Source organism: Streptomyces sp. TE5632 (assembly GCF_054061295.1).
This window is the reverse complement of the sequence record NZ_JBSSEA010000003.1, coordinates 3,637,444-3,657,753: the sequence shown is the minus strand read 5'-3', so window position 1 is coordinate 3,657,753 and position 20,310 is coordinate 3,637,444. Positions and strand designations below refer to the sequence as shown.

Below are 20,310 nucleotides of genomic sequence, written 5' to 3'. Positions count from 1 at the left end.
CGGGGCTGACAACAGGCTCCCCATATCAGGTTTCATGGGGCTAATGGGCACATACCCGGTATCCCGGTCCGAGTACCGCGCGTACGGACATCGGTCATCGGGCCGTCAGCTCATCGGGCCGTCAGTTCGCCGGTTCGTCAGTTCGTCACCTCGAACGCGCCGCGGGCCCCGCGCTCGGCATCGCTCATGATGTGCGAGACGAACGGATAGGTACCCGCCTCGGGGAAGGTGAGTTCGACGAATCCCCCCGACCCCGGGGCCAGCGAGAGGATCTGTGCGCCACCGTCGCCGGGATCGTCCGGGCGGAGCCGGTGGGCACCCTCCTGGTACACCGTGTCGAACTGGCCGCCGGCCACATGGAACGCGCTCGACCGGTTCGGTCCGGCGTCGAGCACCCACACCCGCACCCGCTCGCCGGTGCGCGCGGTCAGCCGGTCGCGGGCGTACTGGTTGGCGTATCCGTTGAAGACGACGGCGTCGGGCCGCTGGGCCGTCAGCTTGTCCGGGTCGGCGGTCCCGCCCCGCGGACCGAGATAGAGCTCCGACTGGACGAGCAGGTACTCGCGGTCGGCCTCCGGCAGGTCCGGCGGATCGATGACGACGGCCCCGAACATGCCGTTGGCGAGGTGCAGCGACATGGGCATCGTGGAGCAGTGGTACATCCACACACCGCTGCGGGTGGCGGTGAACCGGTAGGTCAGTGACTCGCCGGGCGGGATCGTGCGCATCGGCCGGTCCGGCGCCAGGGCTCCGGCGTGGAAGTCGACGGAGTGGCCGATCGTTGCGCTGTTGACGAGCTCGATCTCGAAGACGTCGCCGACCCGTCCGCGCAGCACGGGCCCGGGAGCGGTCCCGCCGAACGTCCACAGCCGCTGCCTGACGCCCGGGGCGACCTCGCGTACGGCGTCACGCACGGTCAGGGTCCTGCGGTGCGTCCGGGGAGCGGTGTCCTCGCGTGCGGGCGGCAACTGCGCGTCACGGCCGGTGAATCCGGCGGGCGGTTCGGCCATGGGATCGAAGGCGTCCTCGGCAGAGTCCCGTGCCGCCTCCTCGCTGCCGCTGCCCTCGGCGGCCGAAGCACTCCTCTTGTGTCCCTCATGCCCCTCATGACCCTCACGCCCCGCTGCGTCCCCGTGTCCCGCTGCGGACCGCTCGGGGGAACCGGTGGCCTCGACGGTGAGCACCATGCCCATCTGCCGGTGGCCCACCACGGAGCACCATCCGTCCAGGTCCCGTCCGACGACGCCCGCGTCGAGCGTGCCCCACTTCCCCGGGGCCAGCCGGGCGGTGCGGGCGCCGGTCTCCAGGACCAGGTCGTGCTGGTCGGTTCCGAGGTTGTGCACCTTGATCACCAGCCGGTCGCCCGCGGGCACCTCGACGGTGCCCGGCGTGAAGCGCATGCCGCGGACGGTGACCGTCACCGTGGTGGTCCGGCCGGTGGGCGGCACCGCCTCACCGTCCTCGGTGGCGGCGTCGGGCGAGCCGATCACGGGCAGGGAGCGTACGTCCACCGCACCGCCGCCGGCGACGGCCAGCACCGCCACCGCGACACCGACGGCCACACCGCCCAGCCCCCGGTACGGGCGCTGCCGCGGCACGACGGGCCGAGCCGCCGGCCGGGCCGTCGCCCTCGTCCGCACGGCTGTGACCAGCAGCGCCAGGAAGGCGACCAGCACCCCCAGCAGCACCGTCGAGCCGATCACGCGCACCACGCTCGGCACCGGCAGCACACACAGCGGCAACGACAGGTTGACGAGGGTCAGCCGGGCCGGGCCGCCGCGCTCCAGTGCCGCGGTGGTGGCCCGTACGGTGGTGGGCCCGCCCCCGAGCACCACGGGCACCAGGAAACTCAGCGCGCCCATGAGCACCTGCGCCATCCAGCCCCCGGCCAGCGGGGCGGTCAGCGAGGACGTCCGCTCCACCACCGCGGGCCATGACGCCGAGGTCAGCAGGATCGCCATGAGTGCGGCCAGCGCGCCGAGCAGCCAGACCGTTCCCGCCGCCACCGACCAGGCCGCGAACGACGACGGCGCCCGCACCCGCGCCTCGCGGATCCAGGGAACGCCCGCGAGCACCAGCCCCGCCACGAAGACGCCGGCGCCGGCCGCGGCCGGCGCCGGTGGCAGCGTGAGCGCCGCGAGGGCGGCCGCGCCGAGGCCGCCGAGCAGGACCGGCAGGGCGGTGCGGGCCGCCTTCTCCGCGCCGTCCGCCACCCGGGTGCGCAGCATCGTCGGCCACAGGGTGACGAGGGTTCCGGCCACCGTGAGACCGAGCCAGCCGAGGAGGTTGACCATCTCGTGGGCGATCAGCAGGCGGGCGGCGCCGTCGTCGGAGAGACCGCCGCGGGCCATGATCACACCCATCGCGGCCCCCGCCGGCAGCAGCGCGGCGGCCGCAACGTAGTAGCGCACGGTCAGGGCGAAGCGGCTGGGCAGGGCCCGCCGCAGCAGGCGGACCAGCCAGACGGCGTGGACCGCGACGGCGGTGGCGACGACCGTGCCGCCCGCGAGCACGACGGGCCAGTGGTCGGCGAGCATGCCGGCGATCACGGCGACGGCCCCGGCGTTGAGGGCGGCCAGCCGCAGCGCCGCCGGGGCTCCCCGGTCGGCCTCGGGCAGCCGCAGTACGGAGGGGGCGAAGTGCCCCGACCAGATGACGACGGCGTTGCTCACCGCCCCGAGCAGCAGCAGATGGACGAGCAGCCAGCGGGCCGCCGGTACGAAGGGGTGGACCAGCGCGGCGACGGCGAAGAGCACCAGCCAGCCCGCCACCACGGCGTTCACCCGCAGGTGCCAGGAAGCACGGGGTGGTCGCGGCCGCCCGGACGACGGCAGCTCGGCGGGGATTCTGGGTGCTCCGGGCGTTCGAGGGGTTTCAGGTGTCCCAGGGATCTCAGGGGTCTCAGGGCTCTCGGAGGAGGGGTTCACGGTCACTGGGCCTGCTTCTCCGCGGGTCGTGGCTCGGTGTGCGGCGCCGCGCCGGCGGTCACGGACAGGACCGCCGCCGTCCCGACGAACAGCAGGACGGCGGCGATGTCGAGGACCCCGCCCACCCGCCAGGCCGAGGTGGAGTCGCGCAGGTCACCGAGCAGGACGCGCAGCGCCAGCGAGAGGTGCAGCAGCCAGGCGGGGACGGCCAGCACCGGGCGGTACGGCAGCGGGCGGCGCAGCACGGCGGGCAGGACCACCGGGGCGTGCGCCATGATCATCGAGATGACGAACCCCAGGAAGACGCAGTGCACCAGGGCGTCGTAGCGGGGACCGTCGGCGATCGGCCCGTCCAACAGCCACAGCACACCCGCCAGGCCGAGCCAGACGTACCCGGCCAGCAGGCAGGCGGCCGAGAACCGGGGCAGCCCGGTCGAGCGCAGCATGCGGCGGGCGACGTCGTACGTGGTCAGCCAGGCGACCAGGGCGAGCAGCGCGACGGCGAGCAGCAGGGTGCCGGGCACGGGCCACAGCAGGGTGGCGGCGGTGCCGGCCAGTACGGCCCCGACGCAGACGAGGAAGGTCTGCTCGGTGCGCGGTGCCAGGAAGGCCACCCGGGCCAGTTCCAGCCGCTCCCCCGCGATGGTCAGCACCAGGAAGGCGACCAGCCAGGGCAGCAGCCGGGGCACGTCCAGTCCGCCCAGCCACAGCAGGGCCGCACCGAGTGCCGAGACCGCGCCCGCGGCCTGGCCCGCCAGGGCGGGGCCGGGTCGGCGGCGCCAGAAGCGGACGTACAGGGCGAGCAGCAGGGCGGTGCCGAGGACGAACAGCCCCTGCCCGACGCGGAGGTCCACCGGGCTGATCAGCAGCAGGCCGCCCACGCCCAGCGAACCGGGGGAAAGGTACCCCCAGGGGCGGCCCAGCGCGACGGCCCGTTCGAGTGAGATCAGCGTCCCGACGAAGCCCAGGACCATGAGCACGCCGTGGACCTCCGGCAGCCGGTCGGCGGTGACCGGGGCGGGCAGCCCGAGCAGCAGCAGCGCGGCGTCCAGCCCGGCCGACAGGGCGAGCCCGGCCGGCAACAGCAGCACCGCCCGGCGGGCACCGGCCCGACGGGCGGCCTGAGGCGGGGCCTGGGGCGGGGTCGGGTCCGGGTCCGGGGCCGGGGCCGGAGTTAGGTCCGGAGCCAGGGTCGGGTCCGGGTCCGGGGTCGGGTCCGGAGTTAGGTCCGGAGCCAGGGTCGGGTCCGGATCCGGGTCCGGGTCCGGAGTTAGGTCCGGAGCCAGGGTCGGGTCCGGATCCGGGTCCGGGTCCGGAGTTAGGTCCGGAGCCAGGGTCGGGTCCGGATCCGGGTCCGGGTCCGGAGTTAGGTCCGGAGCCAGGGTCGGGTCCGGGTCCGGGGTCGGGTCCGGAGTTAGGTCCGGAGCCAGGGTCGGGTCCGGGTCCGGAGTTAGGTCCGGAGCCAGGGTCGGGTCCGGGTCCAGGGTCGGGTCCGGAGTTAGGTCCGGAGCCAGGGTCGGGTCCGGGTCCGGAGTTAGGTCCGGAGCCAGGGTCGGGTCCGGGTCCGGAGTTAGGTCCGGGGCCGGGGTCGGGTCCGGGGCCGGGGTCGGGTCCGGGGCCGGGGTCGGGTCCGGGGCCTCGGTGGCGGTCATCCGAGGTCCCCGGCCGGGTCGGTCGCGGCCTTCGGACCTCCCCCTGCCGGGTCCGGACCGGTGGCGGCCTCCGGGCCGGTGGCGAAGTGGAGGCGGCAGGCGCCCGGCTCGGCGAAGGGGTGCAGGGAGACTCCCTCCGGGTCGCCGCCCAGCGCGGCGTAGCCCGCGCGGGCCAGCCCCGCGTGGACGTTGCAGATCACACCGGGGTACTCGAGGGCGACCTCGATGAAGGGGCATCGCGGCAGCCGCACCCGTTCCTCGCCCTGTCGCCGCCCCGCCTCGTCGGCCTCCGGTGCGAAGCCGATCTCGTCGAGCAGCGTCAGCACCCGCTCGCGGGCCTCCGCCGCGCTCGAGGTGGGTTCCTGACCGGCCGTCAGGGCGCGGCCCCACTCCTCCCCGGCGGCCAGGGCGTCCGCTCTCGGGTCGGCGCCGGTCCGGGCGATCTGCGCGGCGAGCACGGCGGCCAGCCCGGCGTACTCCCGGACGGCGGACCGCTGCGGCGGCTGGGAACGGTAGCGCCAGGCGGGTCGGCCGCGCCCGGCGGCCGGGGCCCGCTCGCGGACCGCGAGCCCGATCTCCACCAGCGCGTCCAGGTGCTCCCGGACGGTGTTGACGTGCAGCCCGCACTCGCGCGCGAGCGCGGTGGCCGTGGCGGGCCGCGGCTGACCGCGCAGGTGCTGGAGGACGGCGTTGCGCTGCCGGGACACGGGCGGCCGGTCACCGGCTCCGCCGCCCGGGAGTGGCGGCTTATTTTCCACGGACATGTCCGTAGTATATTCGAGGCGCAGCGTCCGTCCGGCCGCCCGGCTCGTTCCGAGCCGCACGGCGCACCTCAACCGCTGGAGACTCCGCATGAGCACTCTCACCATCGCGTCGGACCCCGAGGAGGCCGCGGCCGCCGAAGCCGTCGAGGCTCACCACGCCCAGCTGGCAGGCGAGTTGGGCGGGCGGGTCACGATGCTGCTCGACGCGCTGGACCGCGACCCCGCCTCGGCCGAGGACATCCGGACCGGCCTCGTCGCCTTCTGCGACCGGCAACTCCTCCCGCACGCCGAGGCCGAGGAGTCGGCCCTCTACCCCGCGGCGCACCGGACCGCGGAGGCCCGCCTGCTGATCGAGGGCATGCTCGCCGAGCACCGCAGGATCACGGACCTGGTGGAGGCACTGCGCTCCGCTCCCTCCCCGGCCCGCGCGGCAGGCGACGCCCGCGCGCTCCAGGTGCTCTTCGAGGAGCACCTGGCCAAGGAGAACGACCTCGTGCTGCCGCTGATCGCGGCCTCTTCCGACGTCTCCCTCGCCGGACTGCTCGAGGGAATGCACGACATCCTGGGCGGCCATGACGACACCGAGGGCGGCACGGCCGCGGAAGGCGGGCAGAAGTCCGGCGGCGGTTGCGGCTGCGGTGGCCACGACGACGCCGACGTGCCCGAACTGGACGCCCGCGCCGTCCCGCACGCCCTGCGCCACGCCACGGTCTTCGGCGCCCTCGACGCCGTTCCCGCGGGCCGCGCCATGGTGCTGATCGCCCCGCACGACCCGCTGCCGCTGCTGGGCCAGCTCGAGCGGCGCAACCCCGGCGTCTTCGCGGTCGAGTACCTGGAGCGGGGCCCGGAGGCCTGGCGCCTGCTGCTCACCCGCCGCTGAGCGGGCGGAACGACGTCCGGGGCCTCACCGCGAACCGGCGATGAGGCCCCGGACGTGCGCGAGGGGACGGGCGAAGGGTGCGGGGTCTACGTGAGTTCGCCGGTGGCGGCCAGATCGTCGAAGAGCAACTGGTCCACGGGCGGCACCAGTTCCCGGTCGGCGTACGAGAACCAGGCCATCTCCTCGATCTCGCTGCTCGGCTCCGGCTCCCCCTCGCCCTCGGCGGTGTAGCAGGCCATCCGGACGACCGCGCCCTTGGGAAGGCCGGGGGTTTTGAGGGTCCCGGGGATCGCCGCCTCGTACGTGCCCACGTGGACGGCCGTGTCCGGGTCGAGTGCGACCGCGAGCTCTTCCCTGATCTCCCGCAGCAGCGTCTCGACGTCGCTCTCCGCCCCCTCGCGCTTGCCGCCGGGGATGTAGAAGACGTCCTTTCCACGCGGGCGCGCGCACAGGATGCGGCCCTTCTCGATCCGTACCCAGGCCACCGTGTCGATCAGCACCGAACCCGTCCCGTTTCCGCTCGTTCGAACCGCAGTCGAACGGGACCCTACCGGGACGCGTGACGTCAGTCGGCGGCCGTCGCGTTCTGCCCGATGCGCTCGACCCAGTACAGCTGCTTGTGCCCGCGGCCGTCGAGACTGTCCGCGATCTTCTGCGCCTCGGCCCGGGTCGCGTACCGGCCCACGCGGTACCGGTTGCCGTTGTCGTCCTGCCGCACCACGAGCCAGGGAAGCGTGGCCGTGCCGTCGCTCATCGCGCCCCTCCACTTCCCGCCCGCGACCTGCGCCGCGCCCAGCCCGGTAAGGAAACCCCAATCCGCATATGCCCGAGCCTACGCCTTACCTTTACGCAGCGAACATGGGTTTGCACAAAGAGGTACGCAACCAGCCAGTACCCAGGGGGCGCACGGTGGCGAACGCGCCGTGCGCAAGCCCGACGTATCCGGTCAGCGGCATGCCGCCCCGGCATCCCCCGCTCGGGGGCCACCTGCGAGAACGGCCAGATTTCTACGTCGCCCGACCGGGCATGCCGCCGTCCCCGCCCCCGCCCCGGACGCAGGGACGGGGCGCGGGTGGGGCGCAGAGGGAGCACTTCGGGCCCGGCAACGGCTCCGGGGCGGTCCCCCGAGGCCGTCGCCCGCGATGTCCCGGGACGGGGCGGCTACTTCACCGGGAGGTGGTACGCGACCCGGTAGCGGTCGGCGGGGACCACCACGTCGGCCGTCTCGACCGGGCGGCCCGAGGCGTAGTACGTGCGCCGGACGACCAGGACGACGTGACCGGGGACGCCGCCCAGCGACGCCAACTCCTCGGCGAGACCGGGGCGGGCGCCGACCTCCTCGGTGACGTTGTCCACGATCACGTCGATGGCGCGCATGCGCTCGACCACGCCCATGCCGCCGAGCGGTCCCTCCTCGGGCAGCATCACGGGCGTCCGGCCGGTCAGGGCGAGCGGCTCCCAGGAGGTGGAGAGCATCATCGGCTCGCCCGCCTCCCGGAAGAGGTACCGGGTGCGCATCACCCGGTCGCCCGGCTCGATCTCGAGCCGCTCGGCGATGGCCCCGCAGGCATCGGCCTGCGCACTGCTCGACTCCCAGGTGCCCTGCACGCTCCCGTCCGCCTGCTCCTGCCGGAACGGGGTGGCACCACGCTCCGGACGAAACCCCGAACGGGCGATGCGCCGGGGGACGGGCCGCTCCCGGACGTAGGTCCCCGAGCCGGAGCGGCCCTCGACGAGGCCCTCCGCCATGAGCACCTTGCGCGCCTCCAGCGCGACCGTGTCGGAGACGCCGTACTCCTCGCGGATCCTCGCCTGGGACGGGAGACGGGTGTGCGGTGGCAGCCGACCGTCGACGATCTTCTTGCGGAGATCACCCGCGACACGCAGATATGCCGGCTGCTCACCGAATGTCACTGGCCGCTCCCGTCAGGTTGTACAGATAGCGACAGGGTGGCAACCGTAGGTTGTACCGGGCAAGCAAAGGCCAGAGAATCACTCGAAGTGATGAAGGGTCCTTGCCATGGTCCTTACCCAGGCACTTTCTCCCCGCTGCAGGAGCCCTCACACCTCGATGCTGTCGTCACCGGCCCCGCCGTCCCCGCCTCCGGTCCCGCTCTCGCCCTCACTTCCGTCTTCACTCCCGCCCTCGTCGAACGTCGGCGGGGTGGTGGTCAGGCCCAGAGCCTTGCGCGCGGCGACCCCCTTGTCGGGATCGATGAGCTCCCACCCCTGGGCGGAGTGCTCGTGGAAGGCGTCCAGGCCGTCGGCCTCGGCGGCCTTCTCCCATGCGGCCTCAGCCCTCTCGAGCTCACCGACGAGTTTCGTCACCGGCCCCTCGGCGCCGGCGGGCCACTCGTGCTCCCGCAGCATCCCGCTCTGCTCGGCCAGCGCCTCGGACATCCGCCCCGCCCACTTCTGGTTGCCGGGCAGATCCTCCTCGGCCTCCGCCACGGGGATCTGGTCCAGCGCCGCGTTGAGGACGTGCGTGGCCTTCAGGTAGGCCACCTGGTCCGCGTCGAGCGTGCTCTCGTCCCGGCGCAGCGACCCGGTGAGGGTGGCGTCCGCGTCCCGGTTGCCGAACACACAGGTGATCACGCGGTCGCCGTAGTCCCAGCTCTCCCGGGACGGCGTGATGTGGTACACGTCCACGTCGGACGGCAGGGCCCAGGCGTCCATGGCGTAGCCGTCCTGGAGGGCGTAGCACCGGTCGTCGGCGGTGTCGACGAGGCTGTCGTCGCCCGGGAAGGCGCCGTCGGGCAGGGTGACGAGGGCGAAGACCTCCCCGTCGTGCTCCTGCGAGCAGGGCACCTGGTCGGCCTCGATCGCCCAGCCCACCAGGCCGTCGGGCGAGTCGAAGCAGTCGCCCTCCTCCAGGGCGAGGATCGTGTTGCCGCGCGCCCCCTCCTTGAAGCCCTCCCAGAAGTCGGCCACGGCGCCGGTGGAGAGCGACAGCACCCACAGCGCCAGCCCGACGGAGGACAGCACGGACCCGGCGATCGCCATGCCCCGGCCGCGCTCCGGGCGCCGCCGGATCTGCCACAGCGCGATCAGCCCCAGCACGAGCCCGACGGCCGGCAGGAAGCACAGCAGGCCGCACACGAGGGCGGCGATGGCGACCCCGTTGACGGCGTCGCCACCGGCGGCCGGGGGCTGGAGCCCGTAGGGGCCGTACGGGGAATAAGGGCCGTGGGGGCCATGGGGACCTTGAGTCCCGTAGGGGAACTGCGGTGGCGGATGGGCCCCTTGCGGCTGCGGAGCGGCGTACGGGCCCTGGGGGTACTGCCCCTGGGGGTACTGCCCCTGGGCATGCGGACCCTGGAAGCCCTCGGGCTGACGGGGCCCGGAGGGCGGGGGTATGGACACGGGTGCCGTGCTCCTGGTTCTGCCGTGCTGACGCGGAGAGGTGCATACGCTGGACGCGGGCCGACATACGGCTCCGCGCGCATCGTAAGCGGGCTGTACGCGGGAACCGTCGGGGTACCCCCGGTTCGGGCCGGGCCGGGTCCGCGGGACTGCGTACCTCTCAGGACCTCTCAGGACCTCTCAGGACCTCTCACCGCATGCCACATGCCCCGCCCCCGCGGCGGGCGGCCGGGTCACCGACCCGGAGCCCGACCACGGGGACGAGGCACAGGAACAGCGCTGACGCGGGGTCAGGACCTACGTCAGAACTGCAGGGCCCAGCCGTTGAGCCGGCCCGAGTCGAACCAGGCGTTGTCGCTCACCCGCAACTTCCACGTGCCGTTCGCGGTCTCCGAGGAGGCGTCGACCGTGTACGTGGTCTTGATGTTGTCCGTGCTGCCGCCGGTGCCGTACGACTTCAGCGTGTACGCCGTGCCGTCGGGGGCGATCAGCTGGACCTGGAGGTCACCGATGTAGGTGTGGGTGATGTCCACGTCGACGGCCAGGTCGGAGGGTGCGTTGCCGGAGACGCCCGAGACGGTGATCGGGGACTCGACGGTGGACCGGTCGGGGACGGTGACGCCCTGGGTGCTCTCGAAGCGGTCTCCGGTGGGCGGCGGGGTGGTGCCGCCCTCCCCCACGTTCAGCAGGAGGTTGGGGGAACCGCTGCCCGGGTTGCCTACGACGCCGGTGGTGGCGGCGGCCGTCAGCGCGGAGGAGACCTGGGCGGGGGTGGCCGAGGGGTTGGCGGCCAGGTGGAGGGCGGCCGCTCCGGCGACGTGCGGGCTCGCCATGGACGTACCGGAGATGGTGCTGGTGGCGGTGTCGCCGCTGTTCCAGGCGGAGGTGATGGAGGAGCCCGGGGCGAACAGGTCGAGGACCGAACCGTAGTTGGAATAGCTGGCGCGGGCGTCGCTGGAGGTGGTGGCGCCGACGGTGATCGCCTCGGCGACGCGGGCCGGGGACTTGGTGGAGGCGTTGGTGGACTCGTTGCCCGCCGCGACGACGAAGGTGACGCCGGAGGCGACCGCGTTGCGTACGGCCGTGTCGAGGGCGCTGTCGGCGCCGCCGCCGAGGGACATGTTGGCGACGGCGGGCTTGACCGCGTTCCGGGCGACCCAGTCGATGCCGGCGACGACCTGGGCGGTGGTGCCGGAGCCGGAGTTGTTCAGCACCCGGACGCCGACCACCTTCGCCTTCTTGGCCACGCCGTAGGCGCTGCCGGCGACGGTGCCCGCGACATGGGTGCCGTGGCCGTGGCCGTCCTGGGCGGTGTTGTCGTTGTCGATGGCGTCATAGCCGTAGGAGGCACGGCCACCGAAGTCGTTGTGCGTGATGCGGACGCCGGTGTCGATGACGTAGGCGGTCACGCCCTCTCCGGCCGAGTCCGGGTAGGTGTACGAGTTGTCCAGCGGCAGGTTCCGCTGGTCAATGCGGTCCAGGCCCCAGGAGGGCGGGCTGGGCTGGGTGGCGGTGATGCGGAAGGTGCGGTTCTGGATCACCGAGGCGACAGCCGGGTCGGCGGCGAGACGTTTCGCCTCGGCCTCGGAGGCCTCGACCTCGTAGCCGTTGAGGGCCTTGGTGTAGGTCCGCTCGATCTCGGCGCCGTACTTCTCCGCCAGGGCGCGGCCCTTGGCGGAGTCGGCCTTCGCCTCGTCCGCCTTCAGGGTCACGATGAAACTGTCGGCGACGGCGTTCGCCGCGCCCTCGTACTGGATGCGGCCTTCGGCAGCGGCGGGGGCCGCGCCGGCGGGGAGTGCGGCGACGAGCCCCGCCACGAGCGCCGCGCTGGTCGCGACGCCGAGGGTGGCCATTCTTCGCCGGGGGTGACGCATCACTGCCATGTGAGGGTTCCTCCTCAGTCGGTGGTGCGTTGCTGTGGGGGGTGGTGCGGTCGACGCACGTACTGCGCGGGTGGCACAGCGGACCCATCACTGACCTGATCATGACAACTCTCAGTGACCGGTCAACTCCGTGCGCCAGATGAAAGATTGAGGGTTCCACAGGAATCGCACAAGGGCCCTGCGCGAACGAAACAGGCCTGCCATGCGCGCGTCATATTCCTGCCGGGCCTTCGCCGACGCTCCTCCGGCGTCGCGCAGGCCGTGCCGGCGCTTCGCACGCCTCTTCGCTCGCCGCGCGCAGACGGCGGCCGGTCGCCCGCCTCACCCCGGCGCCGACCCTCGCCGCCCACGCGGCCCACGCGGCCCACCGCATGGTGCGGGAGACGCCGCCGAACCCCTCAAACGCACACGCAAAAGCCGCACTTCAGCCGAAGTGCGGCACAGCGAACACGAGATCACCGCGGGGCCCCGCCGGTCTCCGCGAACGGGTAGACCTCCCGGGCGGCGACCTCAGCGCGGGCCGGCGGGCGGACGGCGGCTTCGTCGTACGGGCCCACTCACCCGCGGGTCGGCCGTCGTACCGCTCCCGCGGGTGACCGGCCGTACCGGCTCCACCGGCCCCGGCCACGTCGTACGGGGTCAGGGCAGGGGCGTACCGCCCGTCGCGTTGAGGATCTCCGCGGTGATGAAACTGGCCTGCGCCGAGGCCAGATAGACATAGGCCGGTGCCATCTCCGCCGGCTGGGCGGGGCGGCCGAGAGGGCTCTGTTTGCCGAACTCGGCGGTGTCCTCCAGCGTCGCGGGGATCAGCGGGGTCCACACGGGCCCGGGCGCCACGGCGTTCACCCGGATCCCGTCGGACGTGAGCATCTGGGCCAGGCCCTGCGTGAACGTGACGATCGCCCCCTTCGTCATCGCGTAGTCGAGGAGATGGGGGGTGGGCTTGTAGGCCTGGACGGACGCGGAGTTGATGATCGAGCCACCCGCCGGGATGTGCGGCAGGGAGAACTTGCACAGCCAGAACATGCCGTAGAGGTTCGTGCGCACGACCCGGTCGAACTGCTCGGTGGAGATACTGCCGATGCCCTTCGGCTGAGCCATCTGGTAGGCGGCGTTGTTGACGAGGACGTCGATGCGCCCGAATTCCGCCACGGCCCTCTCGACCAGTGACCGGCACTGGGATTCCTCGCGGATGTCGCAGGCGACGGCCACGGCACGCCGGCCCGCCTCCTCCACGAGCCGCGTCGTCTCGCGTGCCTCGTCCTCTTCCTCCGGCAGATGGGTGAACAGGACGTCGGCGCCCTCCCGGGCGAACGCGAGGGCGACCGCTCGGCCGATACCGGAGTCACCTCCGGTGACCACGGTCCTCCGGTCCCGCAGCAGCCCGCTGCCGCGGTAGGAATCCTCGCCGTGGTCGGGCGGCGGGTCCATCGGACCGGTCCACCCCGGGTGCGGCTGGTCCTGCGAGGGGAAGTCCGGCTGCGGGTGCAGGCCGGCGGGGTCCTGCGGTGCGTCGTTTCCGTTCGTCATCGTGTCGCCCTCCTGTTCACGTCGCCCTCCTGTTCACGTCGCCCGCTGTTCGCACCGCACCAGGCCGTCACACGGAACGCTGGTTGTACGCCCTCGACGCGCGGTCGTTGAGCGCGCTGCCCCACGCACGGACCTTGCGCGCCACCGGATGGGACGGGGGTCCGACCTCGGCGCCCCTCCGAAACCCTCGACGGCCGTCCCCGGCAGACGGCAGCATGCGTGCGACCAGGGAGGTGGCCCGGGTGGTGAGCGCCGGTGCCACCCCGTGCACGAGGCCGGCCGCGCGGGCGGCGGGCGTGAGCACGATGCGCGTACGCCGCCGCTGGATGCCGCGGACGACGGCCTTCGCCGCACGGCCGGCGTCCATGGACACCAACGGCATGCCCGCCACCGTCGAGAACCAGGCGAATTCCTTCTCCTGCTCACCCCCGAAAACGGCGTGCAGGTGTGAACCGGTGCGCATGAGGCCCGGATGGACGGCGGTGACGGTGACCCCGTCGCGGGCGGCTTCGGCATAAAGCCCCTCCGCCAGCGTTCCCACGGCGGACTTGGCGCAGGAGTACGGCAGCAGATGCGGTGCGGCGAGCAGCCCGCCGACCGAACCGATCAGCGCGAGCCGGCCGCCGGCCGGGCTCCTCCGCAGATACGGCAGCGCCTCCAGCGACGTGTGCAACGCGCCGTAAAAGATCGTGTCCATCGCGGACCGGAACTCCTCGGCGCCGACGGCCTCCACGGGCGCCACCTGGATGATCCCCGCGTTGGCGATCACCAGGTCGACGCCTCCGCATTCCCGGGCGGTTTCGCCGAGCACGTCCCGCACGGCCGCACGGTCCCGCACATCGCACACCGCTGTACGGATGCGTGCCCCGCGGCGCCGACGGAGCAGGTCCGCCGCCCGGGTCAGCTCTTCGCCGTCCCGGGCGACCATCGTCACGGCGCAGTGCTGAGCCGCCAGCTCGTCCGCGAGGAGCAGTCCCAGCCCTCGCGAGCCGCCGGTGACCACGGCTGACAGTCCCCGGATGGACGGGGAAGCGGTCCGAGGTGACATCACGGCCTCCTTGTACGGTGCGCGGCCCGCGCGGCTTCCTGGCGTTGCGGACCGGGGTGCCTCGCGGACGAGTGCCCATGTCGTGCGCGGTTGACGCCTGCGGCACGGCGCGGTGGAGCAGCGCGGTGCGGCAGCGCGGTGCGGCATGCCGCTGGTTGCGGGTACCCGCAGAGCGCCGGTGCCCGTGTGACACCCGTGTGGGACATGCGAGACAGAGGAGACACGTCATGCCGTCCGGATCGAACGCCGAGCGAGAGCGGCAGTACGAGCACATCAAGGAGAGCGCCGAGGAGCGCGGCAGGTCGGAGGGGCGTGCGAAGGAGATCGCCGCGCGCACGGTGAACAAGGAGCGTGCGCGTTCGGGTGAGGCCAAGACCTCGGGCAAAACCTCCGCACAGGACCCGAAGTCCGCCTCGCAGCGGGGCGGAGAGCGTTCCCACAGGGGTGCGCAGGGCCCCACGAAGGATCAGCTCTACGAAGAGGCGAAGAAGAAGAACATCGAAGGCCGTTCGTCCATGAGCAAGCAACAACTGCGCAAGGCCGTCGGGCGCTGACGCTCCCGCCGGAACGGACCGGCACGGCCGCCCGCGGCCCTGCCGGCGCCGCGCGCCCGCCTCTACCGCTCCGGTGCGGGCGCGCGGCGATGGCGTTCAGCCGCGTTCGCCAGCTCGCAGAGAAGCTGGTGGGTCTCGACGACGAGTTCGCCGCCCGTGGCGACCGCCGCCCCTTCCTCCCGCTGAATGTCCGTGGTCAGTGCGTCGTGGGCGGTCAGCGCTTCCTTCAGTGCGGCGTCCCGCCGGTCCTGCCGCGATGCGGAGGGGGGCCGTCCGGCCTCCTCCAGGACTTCCGCGTCCACGCGACACACGGTCGCCGCCTGCCCCAGCACTTCGGCACAGCGGTCCAGGTACGCGGAGGAAGGGGCCACCAGGCGCGACTCGTCGCCGGCCGTGCCCTCGAGGGTGCGGGTGATGGCGACGAGATGACCGCTGATGCGCTCCCAGGCCATGTCCGCTTCGGCCGGGGGCAGCGCGGGACCGTTGCGGCGCATCCGCCACCCGGGGTTGAACCGGTAGCTCTCCGAGGTCCACCGCCTGGCATCGGCCAGGGCCCGCACCGCCCCACCCAGCCGCCAGGCGCGGTCGTGCCACTCCGCGGCGTCCGAAAGCCCGTCCTCCTCACGGAGCCCCTCGGCCACCGAGGCCAGTAGCTCCCCACTGTGGTGGACCAGCGCATGAAGGTTCTCCCGCACACTGCGCAGATGCACCGGCGGCAGCACGAACGCGTTGACCCCGACGCCGACCACGGCACCGATCAGCGTCTCGAGCAGCCGGTGGCCGACGGCTCCCGCCGTGGACGCGCCGTAGGTGATGACGAACAGGGCCGTGGTGGCGCCGTAGATGCCCTGGCTGCCCAGTCGGCGATAGTTGCCGATCAGCACCAGGGGCGGCAGGGTGAGCGCCATCGCGCCCAGGGTGGAATTCCCGGTGACGGCCAGTGCCGCCGAGGCCCACAGCGTGCCCACCACGATGACGGCGAACTGCTGCACCCCCGAGTGCACCGACCGGTAGACGGTGCCCGCCACCAGCACGATGGCGGTCCAGGGTGCCAGCAGGGCCATCGGCGCTTCGAGCCACCATCCGGTCAGCGCCCAGGCGGCGATCGCCGCGCCGGCGGCCTTGAGCGACTGCACCATGGTGTCCCGTTCGGGGCCCGGACGCCTCAGCGCGGAGCGGGCGCTACGGCCCACCGCGGCAAGCTCCCACCCCAGCCGGCGAGCCACCCTCAGAAGCCACGTTGCCAACCGATCCTCCTCCTGTTCCGCATCCGCTCCTCCCGGCCTCCGACGTGGTGCGCCCTCGCGTCGGCCGCCCCCCCCACCCCGCCCTTTCGCATCGGCGCGGGTACCCCGGCGCAGTCCAGGACACGCGTACGCGGCCGGCCGGGACGGTATAAAGAATTCCTATATCCGAGGAAACACCCTTCGCGGCTAGGCTCATGCCTCAATCATCCGGGCCGGTTCCCAGGCCTTCCGCATTTCACCGCGCAAGAGGGGTCCATCCGTTGAACGCGATGTGGCGCATACGTCCGAAGAATACGGCACTGCTCGTGATCGACATGCAGAACGATTTCGTTCTGGAGGGGTATCCGATGGAGGTGCCGATGGCACGCCGGCGGATACCGGAGATGCAGAAGGTGATCGCCGGGTGCCGAGAGGCCGGCATTCCGGTGATTTACACCCAGCACGTTCTGCTCGACACGTTCGACGTGTCCCCGCTGGAATCCACCTACAACCCGGCGCTGCTGACCGCGGGCATGCGCGGCGGCACGTTCGGCGCGCAGGTCGTCGACGCCCTCGCACCGGAGCCCGAGGACGTCGTCGTTCAGAAGCACCGCTACGACGCCTTCCACAACACGCGGCTGGAAAGCGTGCTGGCCGGCATCTCGGGCCTGCGCCAGGTGGACACGGTGATCATCATCGGCACCCTCACCGAGGTCTGCTGCGATTCCACCGCGCGCGGCGCGTACATGCGCGACTTCAAGGTGGCTTTCGTCGCCGACGCCACCGGAGCGCGCAGCGACGCGGCGCAGAAGGCGACGGAGGACACCATGGGCACATTCTTCGGCCGGGTTCTCAAGAGCGGAGAGCTGGTCGCGGAAATCCGCGAAAGCGAAAGCAGAGAAGGAAGCGCGGCATGACAACAAAAGAATACGACGTCCGATATGAGCGCTCGGCTGTTCTGCTGCTGTCCCTGGGATTCGGTCTCGTCGGCCTGGACCGCTGGATCATCAGCCCGCTCTTCCCCTCGATGATGAAGGAACTCGGGCTCGACTATCAGGACCTGGGCAACATCATCGGTGTCCTCGGTCTGGCCTGGGGTTGTTCCTCCCTCCTCATGGGCGGTCTCTCCGACCGGCTGGGGCGGCGCAAGGTCCTGGTCGGTTCGATCGTGTTCTTCTCGGTCTGCTCGCTGCTGACCGGCATGGTCGGCGGGCTCGTCAGCCTGCTCCTGGTGCGGGTCGTCATGGGCATCACCGAGGGGGCGTTCTCCCCGACCGCGGTGACCGCCACGGCGGAGGCGTCGCGGCCCGGGCGGCGAGGGTTGAACATGGGCATCCAGCAGAGCACCTTCGCCCTGTTCGGTGTCGGCCTGGGCCCCATCATCGCCACCCAGTTGCTGAGGATCCTGCCGAGCTGGCACTGGGTCTTCGCCATCATGCTGCTGCCCGGCCTGGTGCTGGCCTACTTCGTCTTCCGGGTCATCCGCGAGCCGCACCAGCTGCCGGCCTTCGAGTCCGCCGTCGTCCCCGTCTCTCCCCAGGAGCGGACCCGCTGGCTGGACGTCTTCCGCTACCGGAACATCCGGCTGGCCATACTGGCGCTGTGCGGCGCGATGACCTGCATCTTCGTGCTGAGCGCGATGGTGCCGAGCTACCTGGTCGACCACCAGGGCATCGGAACCACCCAGATGGGCGTCATCGCCTCCGGCATCGGTTTCGGCGCCTTCGCGGGGCAGCTGGTCATCCCCGGGCTGTCCGACCGGTTCGGCCGCAAGCCCGTGGTCGTCGTCTCCCTGCTGCTGGCGATGGCCATGCTGGTCGGCTTCATCCTGCAGGGGCCGGTGGTGCCGCTGCTGTTCCTGCTGCTGTTCTTCGTCGCCTTCGGCGCCAACGGCTGTCTGGCCCTGCTCGCCGGAACCGTGACCGTGGAGTCCGTCCCGGCCGGCCTGATGGGCGCCGCCGCGGGCACCGTCATGGGCGTCGCGGAGATCTTCGGCGGCGGGGTGGCCCCGTCCGTCGCCGGATACCTGGCTCAGAACCACGGCATCCACACCGTCCTCTACCTGGCACTGGGCGGACTGCTGCTCTGCGTGGTCGCCGCTTCCTTCCTCCAGGAGACGGCACCGAAGAAGGCCGGCCGCACCGGCAGCACGGACCCGGCCGTCACGGCCCCCGCGGGCGCCTAGCGCCCGTCCTCCACCCTCCAGGCCCCCGCCGCCCGGACCGGGCGACCCGCGTGTGAGCACACGGTCATCCGGCTCCGGGCGCTTCGGCGTCCGCCTCGTCCAGGAATCCCGCGATCGACCGTGCGAACGCCTCGGTCACCCCGTGGTCCCGTCCCGCGTCACTGATGCCCACGGTGACGTTGATCTCCGGCAGCAGTCCGGGCAGCGGGGTCGCGGGGAGGTCCGTGGCACACCGGTTCCCGTCGGTGAGGACCACTCCGGCCGGGACGACCGTGATGCACTCGCCCAGCCGGATGAGCGCGTGCATGGTCCGGTAGTCGTCCACCACGTGGAACCGGGAGATCTCGTACGTCTCGATCAGCGTGGTGGTGATCCGCGCGTGGTGGGTCAGCACGGGGTTGTCGAACAGGACGAACCGGTGACGGGAGAGGAGGTCCTTCAGGGCGAGGGCGCTGATCTCCTCCAGGACGGTCCCCGGCGGATGGACCAGCGCCATGTCCTCGGTGCCGATGACCTCGGTGCCGAACGGGTGGTCGGGCTCCGTGGAGTAGAAGAGCCCGGCGTCGAGCTGGTTGAGTTCCAGCAGGTCGATGAGGGTGGTGGCGGGCCGGCTGGTGACCCGGAACTCGTCGGCTCCGTAGTCACCGAGCGCGCTGCTCACCACGGCCCGTACGGAGCGCTCGGACAGCCAGTTGTCCACGCCGAACATGACCCGGTGCGGATGGCCGGCCACTTCGGCGAAGCTCCGCGGCTTGGCCGGGTCCTTGCCGCCGAGGACCGCCGAGGCGTTCGACAGGTCCCGGATGAGCTGGGCGGCGTAGGGCAGGAAGTAGGACCCCTGGGGGGTGAGCACCACGCCGGTCCAGCCGCGTTCGAACAGCGCGAAACCGAGGCTCTCCTCCAGCCGGCGCAGCCGCTGGCTCATGGTCGGCTGGGTGACGTAGAGGGCGGCGGCGGCCTTGGAGATGCTCCGGTGCCTGGCCACCGCGAGGAAGGAGTGAAGGGCCTCGAGGTCCACGAATGCCCCCTCTCGGTCACGAGCGAACTGGATGAGACGGACCCTACTGCCTCCCGGAGCCCTTGTGACCTGCTACGGACCACGCGACCGCGGGCCGCTCGCCGCCCTGTTCCTCACCCCCACGCGCGCCTCACCCGGTGGAACAGCACCGCGACCGGCCCTGCCTGCAACAGCAGCACCACGGCCGTGCACAGCGCCAGGGGGGACACCGGCCGGTCACCCGCGGCTCCGACCGCCCAGGCCGTCAGAGCGACCCCCGCCCCGGTCACCACCAGCGGAAGGACGAACCAGCACCACAGAGCGCTGCCGTGACGCTGCGGACGGAGCAGGTGGGCGAGGCCGGCAAGCACCCCCAGGGCCGCCAGGTAGCCCAGGTAGACGCTGGTGGCGGCGACCAACTGAGGCTGGTACAGCGGTTCGTTCTGCGTCACCTGCCGCACGTCGCCCCGGGCGACGGCCACCACCTCGCCGCGCCAGACGGTTCCGGTGACCCGTTCACCCCGCTCCAGGCGGTGGAAGAGCGGCTCTTCGCCTCGCATCCGGACCGTTCCGTCCCAGCGGCCGGAGCCGGCCAAGGTCAGCTCGTGATCGTCCGAACCCTTCGCGTGCGTCACCGTCACCACGTCCACCACCCGGAAGTCCACCGCGCGCAGGCACTGCTCCCCCTTCTGGTACGGCGTGGTCGGCGAGCAGGGAACGGCGTCCCGGTAGGCCCGGTGGCGGGCGACATCCTCCGGGATACCGGTGAACAGGTCGTGGCCGAAAAGCCCCAGGAGGGGCGCGAGGATCAGGAGGACCGCACCCCCTGCCTGCCTCCCCACCGTGTGCCAGGGCAGCATCGAGCCCACCCCGATCGGCCCGTGGTGCCTCCCCCGCAGCCGCAGCACCAGACGGGCACCCCCGCCCACCAGGCCCACCAGCACCGGCAGCAGACCGAGCAGGAACAACTCGTCGGCGAGGTCAATCCGGTCGTCCCACGTCTCCACCGAGGCGAGATCCCCTCGGTCCGGGCCCTCCGCCTCGATCCAGCCCATGTCCCACCCCTCAGGGCCGTCCCCTCGGACCGGAGGGCCGAACAGCAACGGATCGCGTCCGAGATCGCAGAGGTACTCGCCCTCCCGCAGGCCGGCCCAGGGATCGTTCCACTCGACCACGCACCGACCGTCGGACCGCTCTTCCAGCACCGTCAGCTCGACCAGCTCGATCTCGGTCGCCGTCTCAGACACGCAGGCCCCGGCCCCCACCAGCAGCAGCCCCACAAGCAGCACCCACCGGAACAC

General features: G+C 72.3%; 17 protein-coding genes. 4 read left to right on the top strand and 13 right to left on the bottom strand.

The annotated features are described in order from the left end of the window. Positions 1–137: 137 nt before the first annotated feature. The 3 genes from ACVW19_RS22015 to ACVW19_RS22005 all read right to left on the bottom strand — a co-directional run bounded on the left by ACVW19_RS22015 (position 138) and on the right by ACVW19_RS22005 (position 5,343). Entirely contained in the window at positions 138–2,783 is a 2,646-nt protein-coding gene (locus ACVW19_RS22015; protein ID WP_457461100.1) for a multicopper oxidase domain-containing protein, read from the bottom strand. 146 nt (positions 2,784–2,929) lie between these two features. Further along, positions 2,930–4,579, bottom strand: a complete 1,650-nt coding sequence (locus tag ACVW19_RS22010; RefSeq protein WP_457461098.1) for a hypothetical protein — start codon at positions 4,577–4,579, stop codon at positions 2,930–2,932. Then, on the bottom strand, positions 4,576–5,343 hold the full coding sequence (locus ACVW19_RS22005) for a helix-turn-helix transcriptional regulator (protein ID WP_457461096.1): 768 nt from the start codon (positions 5,341–5,343) through the stop codon (positions 4,576–4,578). Before ACVW19_RS22005 ends, ACVW19_RS22010 begins: the two co-directional genes overlap by 4 nt. An 88-nt stretch (positions 5,344–5,431) precedes the next feature. Between ACVW19_RS22005 and ACVW19_RS22000 the strand changes: the two genes are divergently transcribed. Continuing rightward, the gene (locus ACVW19_RS22000; protein WP_457461094.1) at positions 5,432–6,223 is read left to right on the top strand and encodes a DUF2249 domain-containing protein; all 792 of its coding nucleotides are present in this window, start codon (positions 5,432–5,434) and stop codon (positions 6,221–6,223) included. 86 nt (positions 6,224–6,309) lie between these two features. Here the strand turns inward: ACVW19_RS22000 and ACVW19_RS21995 are convergent, their stop codons facing one another. The 7 genes from ACVW19_RS21995 to ACVW19_RS21965 all read right to left on the bottom strand — a co-directional run bounded on the left by ACVW19_RS21995 (position 6,310) and on the right by ACVW19_RS21965 (position 14,047). Further along, positions 6,310–6,723 (bottom strand): NUDIX hydrolase, encoded by a 414-nt coding sequence (locus tag ACVW19_RS21995; protein WP_457461092.1) that lies wholly within the window; start codon positions 6,721–6,723, stop codon positions 6,310–6,312. A 65-nt stretch (positions 6,724–6,788) separates the two neighbouring features. Continuing rightward, positions 6,789–6,977, bottom strand: a complete 189-nt coding sequence (locus ACVW19_RS21990) for an SPOR domain-containing protein (RefSeq protein ID WP_202276432.1) — start codon at positions 6,975–6,977, stop codon at positions 6,789–6,791. 407 nt (positions 6,978–7,384) lie between these two features. Next, on the bottom strand, positions 7,385–8,137 hold the full coding sequence (locus ACVW19_RS21985) for a GntR family transcriptional regulator (RefSeq protein WP_457461090.1): 753 nt from the start codon (positions 8,135–8,137) through the stop codon (positions 7,385–7,387). A gap of 147 nt (positions 8,138–8,284) precedes the next feature. Next, on the bottom strand, positions 8,285–9,586 hold the full coding sequence (locus ACVW19_RS21980; RefSeq protein ID WP_457461088.1) for a DUF4190 domain-containing protein: 1,302 nt from the start codon (positions 9,584–9,586) through the stop codon (positions 8,285–8,287). 302 nt (positions 9,587–9,888) lie between these two features. After that, on the bottom strand, positions 9,889–11,469 hold the full coding sequence (locus ACVW19_RS21975) for a S8 family peptidase (protein ID WP_457461086.1): 1,581 nt from the start codon (positions 11,467–11,469) through the stop codon (positions 9,889–9,891). Positions 11,470–12,108: 639 nt separating this feature from the next. Beyond that, positions 12,109–12,999, bottom strand: coding sequence for an SDR family oxidoreductase (locus ACVW19_RS21970; RefSeq protein ID WP_457461084.1), 891 nt, complete (start codon positions 12,997–12,999; stop codon positions 12,109–12,111). A 67-nt stretch (positions 13,000–13,066) separates the two neighbouring features. Further along, the gene (locus ACVW19_RS21965; RefSeq protein ID WP_457461083.1) at positions 13,067–14,047 is read right to left on the bottom strand and encodes an SDR family NAD(P)-dependent oxidoreductase; all 981 of its coding nucleotides are present in this window, start codon (positions 14,045–14,047) and stop codon (positions 13,067–13,069) included. A gap of 227 nt (positions 14,048–14,274) precedes the next feature. Between ACVW19_RS21965 and ACVW19_RS21960 the strand changes: the two genes are divergently transcribed. Continuing rightward, positions 14,275–14,601 (top strand): plasmid stabilization protein, encoded by a 327-nt coding sequence (locus ACVW19_RS21960; RefSeq protein WP_457461081.1) that lies wholly within the window; start codon positions 14,275–14,277, stop codon positions 14,599–14,601. Between the two features lie 62 nt (positions 14,602–14,663). Here the strand turns inward: ACVW19_RS21960 and ACVW19_RS21955 are convergent, their stop codons facing one another. Continuing rightward, entirely contained in the window at positions 14,664–15,848 is a 1,185-nt protein-coding gene (locus tag ACVW19_RS21955; protein WP_457461080.1) for an FUSC family protein, read from the bottom strand. Between the two features lie 305 nt (positions 15,849–16,153). Between ACVW19_RS21955 and ACVW19_RS21950 the strand changes: the two genes are divergently transcribed. Together ACVW19_RS21950 and ACVW19_RS21945 are read left to right on the top strand one after the other, a co-directional pair. Next, the gene (locus ACVW19_RS21950) at positions 16,154–16,744 is read left to right on the top strand and encodes a cysteine hydrolase family protein (protein WP_457461078.1); all 591 of its coding nucleotides are present in this window, start codon (positions 16,154–16,156) and stop codon (positions 16,742–16,744) included. Beyond that, on the top strand, positions 16,741–18,012 hold the full coding sequence (locus ACVW19_RS21945; RefSeq protein ID WP_457461076.1) for an MFS transporter: 1,272 nt from the start codon (positions 16,741–16,743) through the stop codon (positions 18,010–18,012). The genes ACVW19_RS21950 and ACVW19_RS21945 overlap by 4 nt, the downstream gene beginning before the upstream one ends. 64 nt (positions 18,013–18,076) lie before the next feature. On the opposite strand, the gene ACVW19_RS21940 is transcribed toward ACVW19_RS21945, so the two are convergent. Further along, a complete protein-coding gene (locus tag ACVW19_RS21940; RefSeq protein ID WP_457461075.1) occupies positions 18,077–19,030 on the bottom strand; it encodes a LysR family transcriptional regulator in 954 nt (317 codons plus the stop codon). Positions 19,031–19,143: 113 nt separating this feature from the next. Further along, positions 19,144–20,256 (bottom strand): hypothetical protein, encoded by a 1,113-nt coding sequence (locus ACVW19_RS21935; RefSeq protein ID WP_457461074.1) that lies wholly within the window; start codon positions 20,254–20,256, stop codon positions 19,144–19,146. Positions 20,257–20,310: the final 54 nt, after the last annotated feature.

Coding starts and splice junctions, on each gene's coding strand:
- ACVW19_RS22010 (WP_457461098.1), bottom strand. CDS start 4,579: ATGACCGCCACCGAGGCCCCGGACCCGACCCCGGCCCCGGACCCGACC.
- ACVW19_RS22005 (WP_457461096.1), bottom strand. CDS start 5,343: ATGTCCGTGGAAAATAAGCCGCCACTCCCGGGCGGCGGAGCCGGTGAC.
- ACVW19_RS22000 (WP_457461094.1), top strand. CDS start 5,432: ATGAGCACTCTCACCATCGCGTCGGACCCCGAGGAGGCCGCGGCCGCC.
- ACVW19_RS21990 (WP_202276432.1), bottom strand. CDS start 6,977: ATGAGCGACGGCACGGCCACGCTTCCCTGGCTCGTGGTGCGGCAGGAC.
- ACVW19_RS21975 (WP_457461086.1), bottom strand. CDS start 11,469: ATGGCAGTGATGCGTCACCCCCGGCGAAGAATGGCCACCCTCGGCGTC.
- ACVW19_RS21970 (WP_457461084.1), bottom strand. CDS start 12,999: ATGACGAACGGAAACGACGCACCGCAGGACCCCGCCGGCCTGCACCCG.
- ACVW19_RS21965 (WP_457461083.1), bottom strand. CDS start 14,047: ATGTCACCTCGGACCGCTTCCCCGTCCATCCGGGGACTGTCAGCCGTG.
- ACVW19_RS21960 (WP_457461081.1), top strand. CDS start 14,275: ATGCCGTCCGGATCGAACGCCGAGCGAGAGCGGCAGTACGAGCACATC.
- ACVW19_RS21945 (WP_457461076.1), top strand. CDS start 16,741: ATGACAACAAAAGAATACGACGTCCGATATGAGCGCTCGGCTGTTCTG.